At 68.0% G+C, this 15,983-nt stretch carries 10 protein-coding genes; 5 read left to right on the forward strand and 5 right to left on the reverse strand.

The window, feature by feature from the left end; all coding sequences use genetic code 11:
• Window position 1: 1 nt before the first annotated feature.
• The gene (locus OHA70_RS33555) at window positions 2–556 is read left to right on the forward strand and encodes a flavodoxin domain-containing protein (RefSeq protein WP_328324554.1); all 555 of its coding nucleotides are present in this window, start codon (window positions 2–4) and stop codon (window positions 554–556) included.
• 7 nt (window positions 557–563) lie between these two features.
• Here OHA70_RS33555 and OHA70_RS33560 read toward each other — a convergent pair whose 3' ends face one another.
• Genes OHA70_RS33560 through chvE form a run of 4 tightly spaced genes read right to left on the reverse strand, consistent with a single transcriptional unit; the run spans window position 564 to window position 5,576 of the window.
• Window positions 564–1,607, reverse strand: coding sequence for a LacI family DNA-binding transcriptional regulator (locus OHA70_RS33560; RefSeq protein ID WP_328324556.1), 1,044 nt, complete (start codon window positions 1,605–1,607; stop codon window positions 564–566).
• Between the two features lie 15 nt (window positions 1,608–1,622).
• On the reverse strand, window positions 1,623–2,873 hold the full coding sequence (mmsB, locus tag OHA70_RS33565) for a multiple monosaccharide ABC transporter permease (RefSeq protein ID WP_328324558.1): 1,251 nt from the start codon (window positions 2,871–2,873) through the stop codon (window positions 1,623–1,625).
• On the reverse strand, window positions 2,873–4,408 hold the full coding sequence (gene mmsA / locus OHA70_RS33570) for a multiple monosaccharide ABC transporter ATP-binding protein (protein ID WP_328324560.1): 1,536 nt from the start codon (window positions 4,406–4,408) through the stop codon (window positions 2,873–2,875). Before mmsA ends, mmsB begins: the two co-directional genes overlap by 1 nt.
• A gap of 28 nt (window positions 4,409–4,436) precedes the next feature.
• Window positions 4,437–5,576 carry a multiple monosaccharide ABC transporter substrate-binding protein gene (gene chvE, locus OHA70_RS33575; RefSeq protein ID WP_328324562.1) on the reverse strand — a complete coding sequence of 380 codons (1,140 nt, stop codon included), beginning with the start codon at window positions 5,574–5,576 and terminating at the stop codon, window positions 4,437–4,439.
• 246 nt (window positions 5,577–5,822) lie between these two features.
• Here chvE and OHA70_RS33580 point away from each other — a divergent pair, with 246 nt between their 5' ends.
• Complete coding sequence (locus tag OHA70_RS33580; protein WP_328324564.1) at window positions 5,823–6,509, forward strand: GAF and ANTAR domain-containing protein; 687 nt, start codon at window positions 5,823–5,825, stop codon at window positions 6,507–6,509.
• Between the two features lie 37 nt (window positions 6,510–6,546).
• Here OHA70_RS33580 and OHA70_RS33585 read toward each other — a convergent pair whose 3' ends face one another.
• Complete coding sequence (locus OHA70_RS33585; protein WP_328324566.1) at window positions 6,547–7,341, reverse strand: sigma-70 family RNA polymerase sigma factor; 795 nt, start codon at window positions 7,339–7,341, stop codon at window positions 6,547–6,549.
• Between the two features lie 232 nt (window positions 7,342–7,573).
• Between OHA70_RS33585 and recC the strand changes: the two genes are divergently transcribed.
• The 3 genes from recC to recD are packed head-to-tail and all read left to right on the forward strand — an operon-like array spanning window position 7,574 to window position 15,968.
• Complete coding sequence (recC, locus tag OHA70_RS33590) at window positions 7,574–10,882, forward strand: exodeoxyribonuclease V subunit gamma (RefSeq protein WP_328324568.1); 3,309 nt, start codon at window positions 7,574–7,576, stop codon at window positions 10,880–10,882.
• Window positions 10,882–14,178 (forward strand): UvrD-helicase domain-containing protein, encoded by a 3,297-nt coding sequence (locus tag OHA70_RS33595; protein ID WP_328324570.1) that lies wholly within the window; start codon window positions 10,882–10,884, stop codon window positions 14,176–14,178. Before recC ends, OHA70_RS33595 begins: the two co-directional genes overlap by 1 nt.
• On the forward strand, window positions 14,175–15,968 hold the full coding sequence (recD, locus tag OHA70_RS33600; RefSeq protein WP_328324572.1) for an exodeoxyribonuclease V subunit alpha: 1,794 nt from the start codon (window positions 14,175–14,177) through the stop codon (window positions 15,966–15,968). Before OHA70_RS33595 ends, recD begins: the two co-directional genes overlap by 4 nt.
• Window positions 15,969–15,983: the final 15 nt, after the last annotated feature.

Raw genomic sequence — 15,983 nt, forward strand, 5'->3', positions numbered from 1 at the left:
GATGTCCAGAAAGGTACTCGTGGCCTACGCCACCAAGATGGGCGCGACCGCCGGCATCGCCGAGGCGATCGGCACTGAGCTCCGCAGCCACGGCCACCAGGTCGACGTCCGTGAGGTCGGGCAGATCAGCAGGATCAGCTGGTACGACGCGGTCGTCCTCGGCAGCGCCGTCTACGCCCACCGCTGGCGCCCGGAAGCCGTCACCTTCCTTCGCCACCACACCAAGGAGCTGCGCGACCGGCAGGTCTGGCTCTTCCACAGCGGCCCGGTCGGACCGGCCAGCGACCAGCTCCAGTCGATGCCGCGGAAGGTCCAGCGGCTGGCCCGCCGGATCGGCGCGACCCCGGCGATGACGTTCGCCGGCAAACTCACCCAGGAAACCGCCGAGGGCTTCCTCGCCACCCGGATGGCCCGCACCCAACTCGCCGGCGACTTCCGCGACTGGGACCTGATCTCCGCCTGGGCGAAGGACATCGGCGCCGCCATCTCCGCGATCGAGGTCAGCACCTGGCACCGCCCCGGGGATCCGGCCAGCACCCAGAAATCACACACCTGACGCCAGATCAGACGTCCCGCCCACCGACGGCTGACGTGGAGTCGCGGTCGATCAGGGTGGGGCGAATCAGCCGGATCGACGGATCGGTCTCCCCGTCCAGCGCTCTGAGCGTCAGGTCGACGGCCCGTCGCCCCAGCAGGGAGAACTCCTGGTCGACCGTCGTCAGGGCCGGCCAGAGGTACCGCGCCTCGGGGACGTTGTCGAAACCGACGACGCTGATCTCGCCCGGTATGTCGCGCCCCTTCTCGTGCAGGGCGTACATCAGCCCCATCGCCATCCCGTCGTTCGCCACGAAGACCGCTGTCACGTCCGGATCCTCGGCGATCCGCAGGCCGGCCTGGTAGCCGCTCTCCGGCGACCAGTCACCGGCGAGCTCCGGCCCCGGCAGCACATGGCGATCCTCATGCGCTCGTTGCCAGCCGGTCCGCCGCTGGCCGGCCTCTACCCATTCCAGCGGGCCGGTGACATGGGCGACGTGCCGGTGCCCGAGGTCGAGCAGGTGCTCGACCGCGATCCGGGCCCCCGCTTCCTGGTCGATGCCCACCGCCATCCGCTGTCCTTCGCTCACTCCCTGGACGACGATCATCGGGACGGGAACCTCGAGCGACACCACCTGCTCGAGCGCCTCGCGATGGGCGACGGCCACGACGATCGCTTCGACCGCCTCGTCGAGCAGCCGGTCAAGGGCGTTGCGCAGCGACTCCGGCGTGAAGTCCTCGACGGCGACCAGGGACACGTCGTACCCCGCCTTGTGGCCGGCGTCCTGGACCGACACCGCGATCATGCTCGGTCCGTGCAGCACCAAGTGGGCGGAGATCATCCCGATCCGGCGCGACCTGTTCGTCACCAGGAGCCGGGCCGCGTTGTTGCGCCGGTACCCCAGCTCGGTGATCGCGGCCAGTACGCGGGTCCGGGTCTCGGCCCGGACCAGCTCCGAGCCGTTCAGCACCCGGGATACGGTCTGGTGCGAGACACCGGCCGCAGCAGCCACATCCGCCATGCTCGGCGCCCGGCCCTGAGCCCCGTACTGTCCCGTGCCCGCTCTCACCATGGGGAAATAGTAAAGTCAGCGACCCGCACCGGCACGGCGCTTGTTGTAGATGTCGAAGGCAACGGCCAGCAGCAGCACCAGGCCCTTGACGACGGACTGGGTCGACTGATCGATCCCCATCAGCTGCATCCCGTTGCTCATCACGGCCATGATCAGGCCACCGACCATCGCCCCGACGACCGTACCGACGCCGCCCGCGACCGCCGCGCCGCCGATGAACGCCGCCGCGATCGCGTCCAGCTCGAACATGTTGCCGGCCGCGGGCTGGGCGCCGTTGGACCGCGACGAGTAGATGACGCCGGCGACGCCGGCCAGGAAGCCCATGTTGACGAAGATCCAGAAGTTGACCTTGCGGACCTTGACCCCGGACAGCATCGCGGCGGACAGATTGCCGCCGATCGCGTACACCTGCCGGCCGAGCACGGTGTTCTTCGTCATCAGTCCATAGATGATCACCAGGACCGCCAGCACGATCAGCACGATCGGCAGCCCACGGGCATGAGCGAGCTGCCAGGCGAAGTACATGACGACCGCCGCGACCGCCAGCACCCGGGTGACGAACAACGGGAACGACTCCACCGGCTGCTCGTACCGGATCCGCGCCAACCGGGTACGGAACACACCGACCGTGTACCCCGCGACGGCGATCGCCGCGACGAGCAGCGTAAAGGCGTCGTAGCCATGACCGCCGAGCAGACCGTTCAGGAAGCCGCTGGCGACCTTCTGGTACTCGGCCGGGAACGGGGACAGCGAGACGTTGTCCAGCACCTGCAGGGTCAGCCCGCGGAACAGCAACATGCCGGCCAGCGTCACGATGAACGCGGGCATCCCGACGTACGCCACCCAGAAACCGTGCCAGGCGCCGACCGCCGTACCGACGGCCACGGCCGCCACCACACCCACCCACCACGGCTGGCCGTGCTGGATCACCAGGACGGCCGACACCCCACCGGTCAGCGCGACGATCGAGCCCACCGACAGGTCGATGTGGCCGGCGATGATCAGGATCACCATGCCGATCGCGAGCACCAGGATGTAGGAGTACTGCAGCACGATGTTCGTGATGTTGCCGGGGCTGAGCAGCACGCCGTCGGTCAGGAACGCGAACAGCGCCACGATCACGACGAAGGCGATGTAGATCCCGCTCTGCCGCAGGTTGCGGGTGATCAGCGTGCGCGGATCACTGGTACCGACGTGCAGCGCGGCGCTCGGAGCGCTCTCCGCCGCGACCGGCTCCGTCGGTGCGGATGGTTTCGTACTTGTCATCAGGCGAGCTCCTTCTCCCTCGTCATCAGCGCCATGAGCCCTTCCTGGGTCGCTTCGCCGGCCGGCATCTCACCGGTGATCCGGCCGGCCGACAGCGTGTAGATCCGGTCGCACATCCCCAGCAGTTCCGGCAGTTCGGAGGAGATGACGACGACGGCCTTGCCGGCCGCCACCAGCCGGTTGACGATCGTGTAGATCTCGAACTTGGCCCCGACGTCGATCCCGCGGGTCGGCTCGTCGAGGATCAGCACGTCCGGATCCGTGAGCAGCCACTTCGACAGCACGACCTTCTGCTGGTTCCCGCCGGACAGCGTGCCGACCGCGTCCATCACGGTGCGGGTCTTGATGTTCATCTCCCGCCGGCCGTCCTCGGCGACCTTGATCTCCTCGTTGCCGTTGACCCAGCCGGCCCGGGACAGCTTGCCCAGTGCCGCCGCCGAGACGTTGGTCCGGACGTCGGCGATCAGATTCAGCCCGTACCGCTTGCGATCCTCGGTGGCGTAGGCGATCCCGTTGCTGATCGCTTCGGCCACGGTGCGCGCCCGCACTTGTTTGCCGTGCATGTACAGGCGTCCGCTGATGTTGCGTCCGTACGAGCGACCGAAGATGCTCATCGCGAGCTCGGTACGTCCGGCGCCCATCAGCCCCGCGATCCCGACGACCTCACCGGCCCGCACGCTGAAAGCGGCATCGTCGACGACCTTGCGCGACTGGACCGGGTGCCACACCGTCCAGTCCTCCACCCGGAGCACCTCCGGACCGGGCTCGGAAACCCGTTCGGGATAGAACGTCGCGATGTCGCGCCCGACCATGCCGCGGATGATGCGTTCCTGAGTCGCCTCAGGCGAACGCATGTCGAGAGTCTCGACGGTACGGCCGTCGCGGATCACCGTGGTGGCGTCCGCGACGGCCGTGATCTCGCTCAGTTTGTGCGAGATCATGACGCAGGTGATCCCGCGGTCCCGCAGCCCGCGGAGCAACTCGAGCAGGTGCGCCGAGTCGACGTCGTTGAGTGCGGCGGTCGGCTCGTCGAGGATCAGCAGCCGGACCTCCTTCGACAGCGCCTTGGCGATCTCGACCAGCTGCTGCTTGCCGACGCCGAGCTCGATCACCGGTGAGACCGGGTTCTCGTCCAGCCCGACGGAGGCAAGCAGTTTGCGGGCCTCGGCATTGGTCTTGTTCCAGTCGATCAGGCCGCCGCGGCCGCGGCGCTCGTTGCCGAGGAAGATGTTCTCGGCGATCGACAGGTAGGGCACCAGAGCCAGCTCCTGATGGATGATGACGACCCCGACGGCTTCGCTGTCCCGGATCCCGCCGAAGTGCACGGGCGTGCCATCGAAGATGATCTCCCCGTCGTAGCTGCCGGCCGGGTAGACACCGGACAGCACCTTCATCAGGGTCGACTTGCCGGCTCCGTTCTCCCCGCAGATCGCGTGGATCTCGCCCCGCCGCACGGTCAGCGAGACGTCTTCGAGCGCCTTGACGCCGGGAAAACTCTTGCTGATGCCGCGCATCTCCAACAGCACGTCGCTCATCGACTCTCCTTCGCGCGTCAGCCGGCTGTCACTTGGCCTGACCGGCCGCCACCTCGGCAGCGGTGTAGTACTCGGTGTCGACGAGGTCCTTCTTGATGTCGTCCTTGAAGACGGTCTGGATCGGCAGCAGGTAGGCCGGCACGACCTTGACCCCGTTGTCGTACGACTTGGTGTCGTTGGCCTCCGGCGTCTTCTTCTGCAGGAACGCCTCCGCCGCGTTGACGGCCTGATCGGCCAGCAGCCGGGTGTCCTTGAAGATGGTGGAGCTTTGGACGCCGTCGTTGATCAGCTTGACCGAGGCGATCTCGGCATCCTGCCCGGTGATCGGCGGTACCGGACCGGCCGTCTTGCCGTAGCCCGCGTTCTGCAGTGCGGTGATGATGCCGCGCGAGATGCCGTCGTACGGCGAGAGCACGCCGCCGACCTTGCTGCCGTCGTTGTAGCTCGAGGTCAGCAGGTTCTCCATCCGCTTCTGCGCTGCCTCCTGCTGCCAGCGCAGGATCGCGACCTGCTCGAGCTTGGTCTGCTTCGACTTGACCACCAGCGCCCCGCTGTCGAAGTACGGCTTCAGGGTGTCCATCGCGCCCTGGAAGAAGAAGTGGGTGTTGTTGTCGTCCAAGGAGCCGGCGAAGAGCTCGATGTTGAACGGGCCGGTCTTGGTCCCCTTCGCGCCGTCCGCGGTCTCCAGCCCGAGCCCGCGCAGCAGCGCCTTGGCCTGAGCGACTCCGACCTTGTAGTTGTCGAAGCTGACGTAGAAGTCGACATTCGCGCTGCCGCGGATCAAGCGGTCGTACGCGATCACCGGGATCTTCTTGTCCGCGGCGGCCTGCAACTGGCTGCTGAGCGCGGTGCCGTCGATCGCCGCGACGATCAGGACGTCGGCGCCGCGGGTGATCATCTGATCCACCTGCTGCGACTGGGTCGGGATGTCGTCGTTCGCATACTGCAGATCGACCTTGTACCCCTTGGCCTCGAGCTTCTCCTTCACCGCCTTGCCGTCAGCGATCCAACGCTCCGACGTCTGCGTCGGCATCGAGACACCGATGGTCAGATCCGCGGGCTTCTGACTCGCGGTGTCTGAGGTCGCCCCCGCTCCCTCCCCGCCGCACGCAGCGAGACCGAGCACCAGCAGTGCACCACTGAGAGTGGCCACCAACTTCTTCTTCACGAACTCTCCCCTTCCCGGACAGGTCACTCCGCAGCACTCGGCTTCCCTTGAGTGTTAGCGCTCACATGTTGGCCCTGATGACCCGATCGGTCAAGACATCGACCTCGATCTCAGGCGTCACGGTCCAGTAACGCCCGTCGGCAAAGCCGCGACCCCGGCGCTATATCAGAGTGGACCTGTGAGCGTTCACATCGATGCCGTCGAAGGCCGGGGCGTGCGGGGAGAGTGGCTGGGTACCGGAGGAAGATGAGTGATGACGAACGATTGGTCGACACCGCACGACGACTCTCGTCGGCGCTGACGCCGGGTGATCTGGACCATACGCTGAGCCAGATCACGGCCGCCGCTGTCGAAGTCCTGCCAGGTGTCACTCATGCCAGCATCACGATCTCGCACGCCGACGGCACCCTCGACACCGCGGCACCCACCGACAAGCTGATCGAGATTCTCGACGCCGCGCAGTACCGGCTGCACCAGGGTCCTTGCTACGAAGCGGCCACCGAGACCCTTCACATCGCGTCTCCGAACCTGGCGGCCGACGAACGCTTCCCCGACTACGCGGCGATCGCCGTCGCGGCCGGCATCCGCGCCCAAGCAGCCGTCCGGCTGTTCGACACCGGCAAGTCCAAGGGCGCGCTCAACCTGTACTCCCCCAACGTCGGCTCTTTCGAGGACCTCGCCATCCTCAGCCGGCTCTTCGCCCACCAGGCCGCCGCCGTGATCGGCTACGCCAACGAGATCCAGACCCTCCGCGAGGCGGTCAACACCCGCTCCAGCATCGGCCAGGCGGTCGGCATCCTGATGGAGCGGTACAAACTCAACGACCACCGCGCCTTCGCCTTCCTCACCCGCCTTTCCCAGCAACGCAACGTCAAACTCCGCCTGATCGCGGACCAGATCAACGACACCGTCGAACTCCAGGACGGCGGCTAGCCCGCGGACCACGGAGGTCCACGGGCCGGCCGGTGCGTCAGGCAGCCGACGCCAACGGGGCGAGCCTGTCCTTGAGGTGGTCCAGGATCTTGCGGAGCAGGCGCGAGACCTGCATCTGGCTGACGCCGATCTCGGTGCCGATATCGGTCTGCGACAACCCGTCGACGAACCGCAACTCCAGGATCCGCCGGTCATCGGCGGACAGATCCGAAAGTACCGGCTGAAGCATGTCGATCGTTTCCAGCTGGTGCAGCGTCGGGTCGTCCTCGTCAGCCACCATCTCGCCCAGCGTGAGCCCAGCCTCAGCCTCCGGACGGTCCAGCGACAGCACGCTGAAACACCCGTGCGCGGCAACCGCCTGATCGATCTCGGCGGGTTCGGCACCCAGCCGTTCGGCGATCTCGGCCGTGCTCGGTTCCCGGCCGAGCTCCTGCTCCAGCTCCGGCAGCTTCGCGGCGATCAGCCCCTGCAACTCCTGCAGCCGGCGCGGAATCCGCACCGTCCAGGCGCAGTCACGGAAGTACCGCTTCACCTCACCGCGGATGGTCGGAATCGCGTACCCGATGAACGGCGTATCCGCAGCCAGCCGATAACCGTGCACCGCCTTCACCAAGCCCAGATACGCGACCTGCTCCAGATCCTCCGTATCCGGGCCCTTGTGCCGGAACCGCTGCGCGATCCCGCGGGCGATCTCGATATTGAGCTCGACGATCGCCTCGAGCAGCTCCTGCCGCTCGGTTTCGCCGGTACTACGCTCCCGGCGCTCGAACAACTCCCGGGTCGCCGCTTCGCGCGCCGCGCGATCCTTGGCCGAGTAACACTGGGTGGGCACTGCACTGACAAAAGAAATCATCTTCGACCTCGCGACATCTCACGTCACGTCATGGCCTACTTCCAGACCACGGTCAGCAGTACAAAGCCCGTACCCAACTTTTCACCGCTGATGCACCGATCCAGGCCAACCCGCCCCGCCGAAGAAACCCGAACTTGTGCGCCCGAAGGCCGCTGGACCGGCGTGAGGCGCGTTTCGTGGTGGTGGGGGTGGGACGTGGCATGCTGCGGCGGTGACTCTGTACTTGCACCGCGCCGAGCGCACCGATGTGCTGGCTGATGGGCTGGGGCGGCTGCTCGCTGTGCCGCTGGCTGACCCGTTTGCCGAGGAGCTCGTGGTGGTGCCGGCCAAGGGGGTCGAGCGCTGGCTTTCTCAGCGGCTGGCGCATCGACTGGGAGCCGCCGCGGGGCGGGGTGACGGGGTGTGTGCCGGGGTCCGGTTCACGACGCCGCGCTCACTGGTGGCGGCGCTGCTTGATCTCAACCAGGACGATCCGTGGGCCGCGGACGCGATGGCTTGGCCGTTGCTGGCTGTGCTCGACGAGTCTCTTGACGACGCCTGGTGCGTGCCCGTTGCCCGGCACCTCGGCCATTTCGACACGGGCGCCGAGGCAGAGCTGCGTCAGGGCCGCCGGTACGCCGTTGCAGCGCGACTCGCGCGCCTCTTTGCCTCGTACGCCGTACAGCGGCCGGCCCTCCTCACGGACTGGACCCAAGGTCGCGACACCGATGGCCGGGGCGAGACGATCGACGACGACCTCTCCTGGCAGCCGGAACTCTGGCGGCGATTGGTCGACCGCATCGACGCGCCGACGCCGAACGCCCGCCACGCCGACACAATCGACCAGCTTCGCAATCGGCCGGAGTCACTCGACCTCCCGGCCCGACTCTCGTTGTTCGGACACACCCGTCTCCCGGCCACCGAGGTCGAGTTGCTCTCCGCGCTGGCCGAGCATCGCGACGTACACCTCTGGCTCCCCCACCCCAGCAACGCGCTCTGGGAACGCTTGACGGCAGCCCGTACTACGACCGGCGACCGAGCCGACGACACCAGCCACCAAGAGGCCGACCACCCGCTCCTGGCAACGCTCGGACGGGACAGCCGCGAACTGCAGTCGACGCTCGCCAGCGTACCGACCGTCGACGACCACCTTCCCTCATCGGCAGGACCCGACACGCTTCTCGGCTGGCTACAGGACGACCTGCGCGGCAACGTTCTCGCCCCCGATGGCCGCCGCGTGGCCACCGGCGATCGCAGCGTTCAGGTCCACGCCTGCCACGGCACGGCTCGGCAGGTCGACGTACTGCGCGAGATCCTGCTGGGGATGCTGCAAGCCGACCCCACGCTGGAACCTCGCGACATTCTCGTCATGTGCCCCGACATCGAGACGTACGCGCCGTTGATCAGTGCACGCTTCGGCCTCGGCGACCTCCGCAACGACGGCCACCCGGCACATCGGCTGCGGGTGCAACTCGCCGACCGGTCGCTGACCCAGACCAATCCCCTGCTCGGCGTCGCCTCCCAGTTGCTCGGGATCGCCGGCAGCAGAGCGACCGCCAGCCAGCTGCTCGACCTGGCCGAGACCGAGCCGGTACGCCGCCGTTTCCGGTTCACCGACGACGACCTGGACACGATCACCGCCTGGGTCCGCGAGTCGGGCGTCCGGTGGGCGTTCGACCAGGAGCACCGGGCACCGTACGGTCTGGCCGAGTACCCGCAGAACACCTGGCGCTTCGGGCTCGACCGGATCCTCGCCGGCGTGACGATGTCGGCCGACGCACATGCCTGGATCAACACGACCCTGCCGCTCGACGACGTCGGCAGCACCCGGATCGAGCTGGCCGGCCGGTTCGCGGAGTACGTCGATCGGTTGCAGGCGGCAACTGAACGGCTCGACGGCAGACGGCCGCTCGCGGACTGGCTGGACGCGTTGCGTGCGGGCATCGATCAGCTGACCCGCGTGGTCCCCGATGACAACTGGCAGCTCAGCCAGGTCCATCGCGAGTTCGCTGAGGTGGCGGCCGACGCCGGCCAGCTGGCCCAGACCTCGCTGCGGCTCCCCGACGTACGGGCCCTCCTGTCCAGTCATCTGGCCGGCCGGCCGAGCCGCGCCGGCTTCCGGACCGGCACGCTGACGGTCTGCACGATGGTGCCGATGCGATCGGTCCCCCACCGGGTGGTTTGCCTGCTCGGACTCGACGACGGCGTCTTCCCGCGATTCGGGCTGTCCGACGGTGACGACGTACTGGCCAGGACTCCGCTCACCGGCGAGCGCGATGTCCGCAGCGAGGACCGCCAGCTCCTGCTGGACGCGATCCTCGCCGCCACCGAGTCACTGGTGATCACCTTCACCGGCGCCAACGAGTACTCCGGACAGCGCCGCCCACCCGCAGTCCCGCTGGGCGAGCTCCTCGACGTCCTCGACCGCACCACCGAGTCGAACCTCCGGGAAGCCGTCCTGGTCAGGCACCCGCTCCAGCCCTTCGATCGCAAGAACCTCGAACCCGGCCGGCTCGGCACGCCAGGACCCTTCACGTTCGACCCGACCGCGCTCGTCGCAGCCCGGGCCGCTGCAGGTACCCGGCCACCACGACCGGAGTTCCTGGCCGGGCAACTCCCGGTGTCGAGCGACGAGGACATCGCGTTGACCGACCTGCTGACGTTCTTCCGGCACCCCGTCCGGGGGTATTTCCGGTCGCTCGACCTGACCCTGCCGTGGGAGGTCGACGGGCTCTCGGACGAGATGCCCGTCGAGATCGACAGCCTGCAGAAATGGTCCGTCGGCGACCGGCTGCTCCGCGACATGCTGGCCGGAGTCAATCCGAACGACGCCCTGCATGCAGAGTGGCGACGAGGCACGCTGCCGCCAGGCCGACTCGGCTGGCGAACCGCGACCGACGTACGGGAGGAAGCCAAGCAGTTGGCGATCGCTGCCCATCGGCACCGACTGACGAGTCCCCGGGCCTTCGACCTGGACGTCGATCTCGGCGGTGGCCGACGGCTCACCGGCACCGTGCCGAGTGTCCACGGCCATCGACTGGTCTCGGTCGGCTTCTCCCGGCTCGACGCCAAGCAGTTGCTGGCCTCATGGATCCAGTTGCTCGCGCTATCCGCTCACGACGAGGACCACAACTGGACCGCCCTGGTCATCGGGCGGGGACGGAACAGCCCGGCGAGCCGGCTCCTCGGTCCGGTCGGGCCGGAAGCCCGTACTTTGCTGGCCGACCTGGCCGCCATCTACGACGCCGGTCGACGGGAGCCGCTTCCGCTTCCCCTCAAGACTTCCCTCGCCTGGCACGAGGCACGCCGCACCGGCGACGACCCGGCGACGGCTGCCGGCCGACGCTGGCGACCGGCCGCCTACGACGGTGAGAACGCCGACCCTGCGCACGTACGGGTCTGGGGACCGTACACGCGGCTCGACGTCCTGCTGGATCCGACCCGCGCCGATGAGGAACGCCCCGGCGAGCCGACCCGGCTCGGCGCCTATGCCGCCCGGCTCTGGGAACCGATGCTTCGCTTCGAGCAGGCGGCGACGTGATGGAACCCTTCGATCTGCTCGGCGAACTACCGACCGGAACCATCGTCCTGGAGGCGAGTGCCGGCACCGGCAAGACCTATGCGCTGGCCGGGCTCGTCACCCGCTTCGTGGCCGAGGGCCGGGCCAGGCTCGACCAGATGCTGCTGATCACCTTCGGCCGCGCAGCCAGCCAGGAACTCCGCGAACGCGTCCGCACCCAACTGCTCGACGCCGAACTCGCGCTCGCCAACCCTGACGATTGGCAGGACGACCCGGGCCTACTCGGCCACCTCGTCCACGGCAGTACCGCCGAGGTCGCCTTGCGCCGCTCGCGTCTTCGCGACGCGCTGGCCAACTTCGACGCGGCCACGATCGCCACCACTCACCAGTTCTGCCAGCTCGTACTGCGCTCGCTCGGCGTTGCCGGTGACACCGATGCCGGCGTGACTCTGGTGGACGACTTGAGAGACCTCGTCACCGAGGTGGTCGACGACCTCTATCTCAGCCTCTTCGGAAGTTCCGCGGATCAGCCGCCCATCACCCGCGGGACCGCCCTCGAGATCGCACTCAAGGCGGTCAGCAACCCGCATACCAAGCTGGTCCCAGACAAGTACGCCGAGGCCTCGCCGGAGGGCGTCCGGGTCTCGTTCGCGCACGAAGTACTGGCCGAGATGGAGCGCCGCAAACGCCGCCTCGGCATCCTCGGCTACGACGACCTGCTCACCCGTCTTGCCGCTGCGCTCGAGGAACCCGATGCTCCGGCCCGGCAGCAGATGCAACGCCGGTGGTCGGTGGTGATGGTCGACGAGTTCCAGGACACCGATCCGGTGCAGTGGAAGGTGATCGACGCCGCGTTCAACGGCAACAGCACCCTGGTCCTGATCGGCGACCCGAAGCAGGCCATCTACGCGTTCCGCGGCGGCGACATCGCGACGTACCTCGCGGCCGCGGCAACTGCCGGGCAGCGTCGCACCCTCGACACCAACTGGCGTAGTGACCAGCCGCTGGTCGACTGCCTCCAAGTGGTCCTGGGCGGTGCCCAGCTCGGCGACCCGGGCATCGTTGTTCACCCGGTTGCCGCTCACCATCAGGGCAGCCGTCTCGCCGGAGCGCCGTCCAACGCGCCGTTCCGGCTCCGGGTCGCGCAACGGGAGCTGTTCGGCTCGGCCAGGCGCAAGAGCATTCCGATGGATGACCTCCGCGGTTACATCGCTCGCGATCTGGCCGCCGATATCGGTGGACTGCTGGCCTCTGGAGCGACGTACGACGGCCGGCCACTGCGCGCCGGCGATGTCGCGGTGATCGTCGAGACACATAAGGACGCACGAGTCTGCCGGGAGGAGCTGGCCCGGGTCGGCATCCCTGCCGTGTACTCCGGTGACCTCGACATCTTCTCGTCGGAAGCGGCCAAGGACTGGCTGTGCCTGCTGGAGGCGTTCGAGCAGCCACACCGCTCCGGCCTGGTCCGGGCCGCGGCGACGACGATGTTCTTCGGCGAGACGGCGGCCAGCCTGCGAGCCGGTGGCGAGGAGCTCACCGACAGGACCGGCCAGACGCTTCGAGCTTGGGCCGACCGGCTGCGTACCAGTGGCGTAGCGGCAGTCTTCGAGGCCGCGCAGGTTCACGGGATGACCGAGCGAGTACTGGCCTGGCGCGGCGGCGAGCGCGACATGACCGACCTCGCGCACCTGGCCGAATTGCTCCACGAGACCGCACACCGCGAAGGGTTCGGACTGCCTGCCCTGCTCGACTGGTTGCGCGAGGAGTGCAGCGGCCGCGGCCGTACGACCGAGCGGACTCGTCGGCTCGACAGCGACGCCGCGGCCGTACAGATCATGACGGTCTGGGTCAGCAAGGGCCTGCAGTACCCCGTCGTCTACCTGCCGTTCGGTTTCACGCGCCACGTTGTCGAGGACACCGAACTGCTGGTCTTCCACCAAGACGGCGAACGGCGACTCGACCTCGGCGGCAAACGTCATCGCGGCCATCGAGCCAACCAGAAACTCTGGCGGGCCGAGGAAGCCGGCGACGACATCCGCCTCACCTACGTCGCACTGACCCGGGCGCAGTCCCAGGTCGTTGCCTGGTGGGCGCCGTCCTGGGACGAGGTCAACGGCGGAATCTCGCGGCTGCTGCGCGGCCGCAAACAAGGTGAAGCAATCGTGCCCGACACGCTGGACCGGCCATCGTCCGACGACGAGGTGCTGATCTGGCTCCGCCGCTGGCAGCAGGCCGGTGGTCCGGTGATCGAGGATTCGGTCATTGCCGAGCAGGTCGAGCCTGTGTCCGAAGACCTGCCTGGTGGGCTGGCGGTCGGACACTTCTCCCGCGAGGTCGACCTCGCTTGGCGGCGTACGTCGTACTCCGGGCTGATCCGCGCGGCGGACCAGCAGGTGGGCGGTGTCGCCAGCGAGCACGAAGAGAGCCAGCTCGAGGACGAGTCCGTCGACGCGGCGCCGATGCCAGAGGTCGCGCCGGCCGATGCGCTCCCGTCGCCGATGGACGGGCTGCCGGCCGGAGCAACTTTCGGATCGCTGGTCCACGCAGTTCTTGAAGAAGCCGATCCACAAGCGCCGGATCTGCACGCCGAGCTGGCCGGGAAGGTCCGTGAGCAGTTGCGCTTCTGGCGGGTCGATGTGACACCCGACGCACTGGCCACCGCGATGTTGCCGCTGCACCGGACGCCACTCGGTCCGCTGGTTCCCGGACTGACCCTTGGCGACCTGGGCCGCGCTGACCGGCTGCGCGAACTCGACTTCGAGATCCCGCTGGCCGGCGGCGACCAGGCGTCAGCGACCGACGTACGGCTGGCCGAGGTGGCGCCACTCTTGCGCATCCATTTGCCGACGGACGATCCGCTGCTCGCGTACGCCGAGCGGCTAGAGCAGCCGCTGCTTGGCGAGCAGAGTTTGCGGGGCTATCTCTCGGGTTCGATCGACGTAGTACTGCGTGTTCCTCATGGTGAGGGCCAGCGCTTCGTGGTGGTTGACTACAAGACCAACCGGCTTGGCGATCCGGAGCAGCCCGCGACCTCTGCGGAGTACGGGCCGGATGAGCTGGCCGCTGCGATGCTGCACTCCGACTATCCGCTGCAGGCGATGCTCTACTCGGTGGTACTGCACCGGTATCTCCGTTGGCGGCTGCCGGACTACGACCCCGAAGTACATCTGGGCGGGGTGATCTACCTCTACTTGCGCGGGATGTGCGGACCGGAGACGCCTCTTGTGGACGGGCATCCGGCAGGGGTATTCAGCTGGCCGATGCCGACTGCGCTCGTACTGGCGTTGTCGGAACTGCTTGATGGGAGGGTCGCGTGACCAGCACCGTCGACGAGTTCGATGCGACCCTCGCCCTCGGCGCGACCGGGATCCTGCGCGACTTCAACCAGGCCGGTGTGATCCTCGCCGCTGATGTCCACGTGGCTTCTCGGCTCACCAAACTACTTGCTGAGGGCAATGAAACGGTCGCGCTCGCGTGCGCGCTGATGGCACGGGCCGTCCGGGCCGGGTCCATCTGCCTCGACCTCAACGAAGTACGGGACGAGGTCGGCGAAGAGGGAGCCGAGCTGACCTGGCCTGCACCGGACGAATGGCTGGCGGCGCTCAGGGCCAGCCCCCTGCTCGCTGCACCGCACCCCCTCCATCTGGAGGACACACGGCTCTACTTCGACCGGTACTGGCGAGAGGAGGAGCAAGTCGAGCAGGACCTCCGCCGTCGGGCCGGCTGGCCATCGCCGATGATCGCCAACGAGGCAGCACTGGTCGCTGGGCTTGACCGGCTCTTCCCCGGTACGGCGTACGTCGAGCAGCGGACCGCTGCTGAGACGGCGGCTCGGCAGTGGACGACAGTACTGACGGGTGGCCCAGGTACAGGCAAGACCACCACCGTCGCCGGGCTGCTCGCGCTGCTCGCGGAACAGGCGCAGCTTGCCGGGGATCGCCGCCCGTGGATCGCACTGACCGCGCCGACCGGCAAGGCTGCAGGGCGCCTCGAGGAAGCCGTACGGCGCGAGATGAAGGAGCGCCTCAGCCCGGACGATCGGGACCGGCTCGGCGAATTCCACGCCGTGACCCTGCACATGTTGCTCGGCGGGCGCCCCGACTCGTCGACCCGCTTCCGCCATGACCGGGACAACCGGCTGCCGCACGACATCGTCGTCGTCGACGAGACCTCGATGGTCTCGCTGACGATGATGGCGCGGCTGCTCGAGGCAGTCCGGCCCGAGGCCCGGCTGATCCTGGTCGGCGACCCCGACCAACTGGCCTCGATCGAAGCCGGGGCGGTACTCGCCGACCTCGTCGCGGGACTGGTTGCCGGCGGCCACATTTCTGCCGCCGAGCTTCGCACCTCCCACCGCTTCGGAGGCGAGATCGGCAAGCTCGCCTTGGCGGTCCGCGACGACCAGCCGGAGGTCGTTCTCGACGTACTACGGGCCGGCGGCGACCGGGTCCATTTCGTCGAGGACGACGACCCCCGCGAAACCCTGCGCTCGACGCTGCTGCCCGACGTACTGGCAATCCGCGAAGCCGCCGAGGCAGGTGACACCGACGCAGCCCTGGCCGCCCTCGACCGCCACCGCCTCCTCTGTGCCCACCGCGAAGGCCCCTGGGGCGTCAGCCACTGGAACCGAACCGTAGAACGCTGGATCACCGAGGAAACCGGAGACCCCCTCTGGGACACCTGGTACGTAGGCCGCCCAGTCCTGGTCACCTCCAACGACTACGCCCTAGGCATCTACAACGGCGACGTAGGCGTAACCATCCGCCGCCCCGACGGCACCCTCCGAGTCTGCATCGACAGCTCCCGCGGCCGCCTCGACTTCGCCCCCAGCCGCCTGGGCAACATCGAAACCCTCCACGCCATGACCATCCACAAAGCCCAAGGCAGCCAGGCTACCGAGGTCACCGTCCTACTCCCGGGCGAAGAATCCCGCCTACTCACCCGAGAACTCTTCTACACAGCCATCACCCGAGCCCAGGACCGAGTCCGAGTAGTAGGCACCGAACCCGCAGTCCGCCAAGCCCTCTCCCACCAAGCCCTCCGAGCCACCGGCCTCCGCCAACGCCTCACCCCCGGCAACCTCCCCAACCACGTCTGTCAGAAGTAACGACCTCTGTTGGCT

The sequence above is a fragment of the Kribbella sp. NBC_00382 genome (assembly GCF_036067295.1).
In the GTDB taxonomy this organism is placed as follows: domain Bacteria; phylum Actinomycetota; class Actinomycetes; order Propionibacteriales; family Kribbellaceae; genus Kribbella.

Excerpts from the sequence above, each read along its gene's own strand:
- OHA70_RS33555 (WP_328324554.1), top strand. The coding sequence starts at position 2 with ATGTCCAGAAAGGTACTCGTGGCCTACGCCACCAAGATGGGCGCGACC.
- OHA70_RS33560 (WP_328324556.1), bottom strand. The coding sequence starts at position 1,607 with ATGGTGAGAGCGGGCACGGGACAGTACGGGGCTCAGGGCCGGGCGCCG.
- mmsB (WP_328324558.1), bottom strand. The coding sequence starts at position 2,873 with ATGACAAGTACGAAACCATCCGCACCGACGGAGCCGGTCGCGGCGGAG.
- mmsA (WP_328324560.1), bottom strand. The coding sequence starts at position 4,408 with ATGAGCGACGTGCTGTTGGAGATGCGCGGCATCAGCAAGAGTTTTCCC.
- OHA70_RS33580 (WP_328324564.1), top strand. The coding sequence starts at position 5,823 with ATGAGTGATGACGAACGATTGGTCGACACCGCACGACGACTCTCGTCG.
- OHA70_RS33595 (WP_328324570.1), top strand. The coding sequence starts at position 10,882 with ATGGAACCCTTCGATCTGCTCGGCGAACTACCGACCGGAACCATCGTC.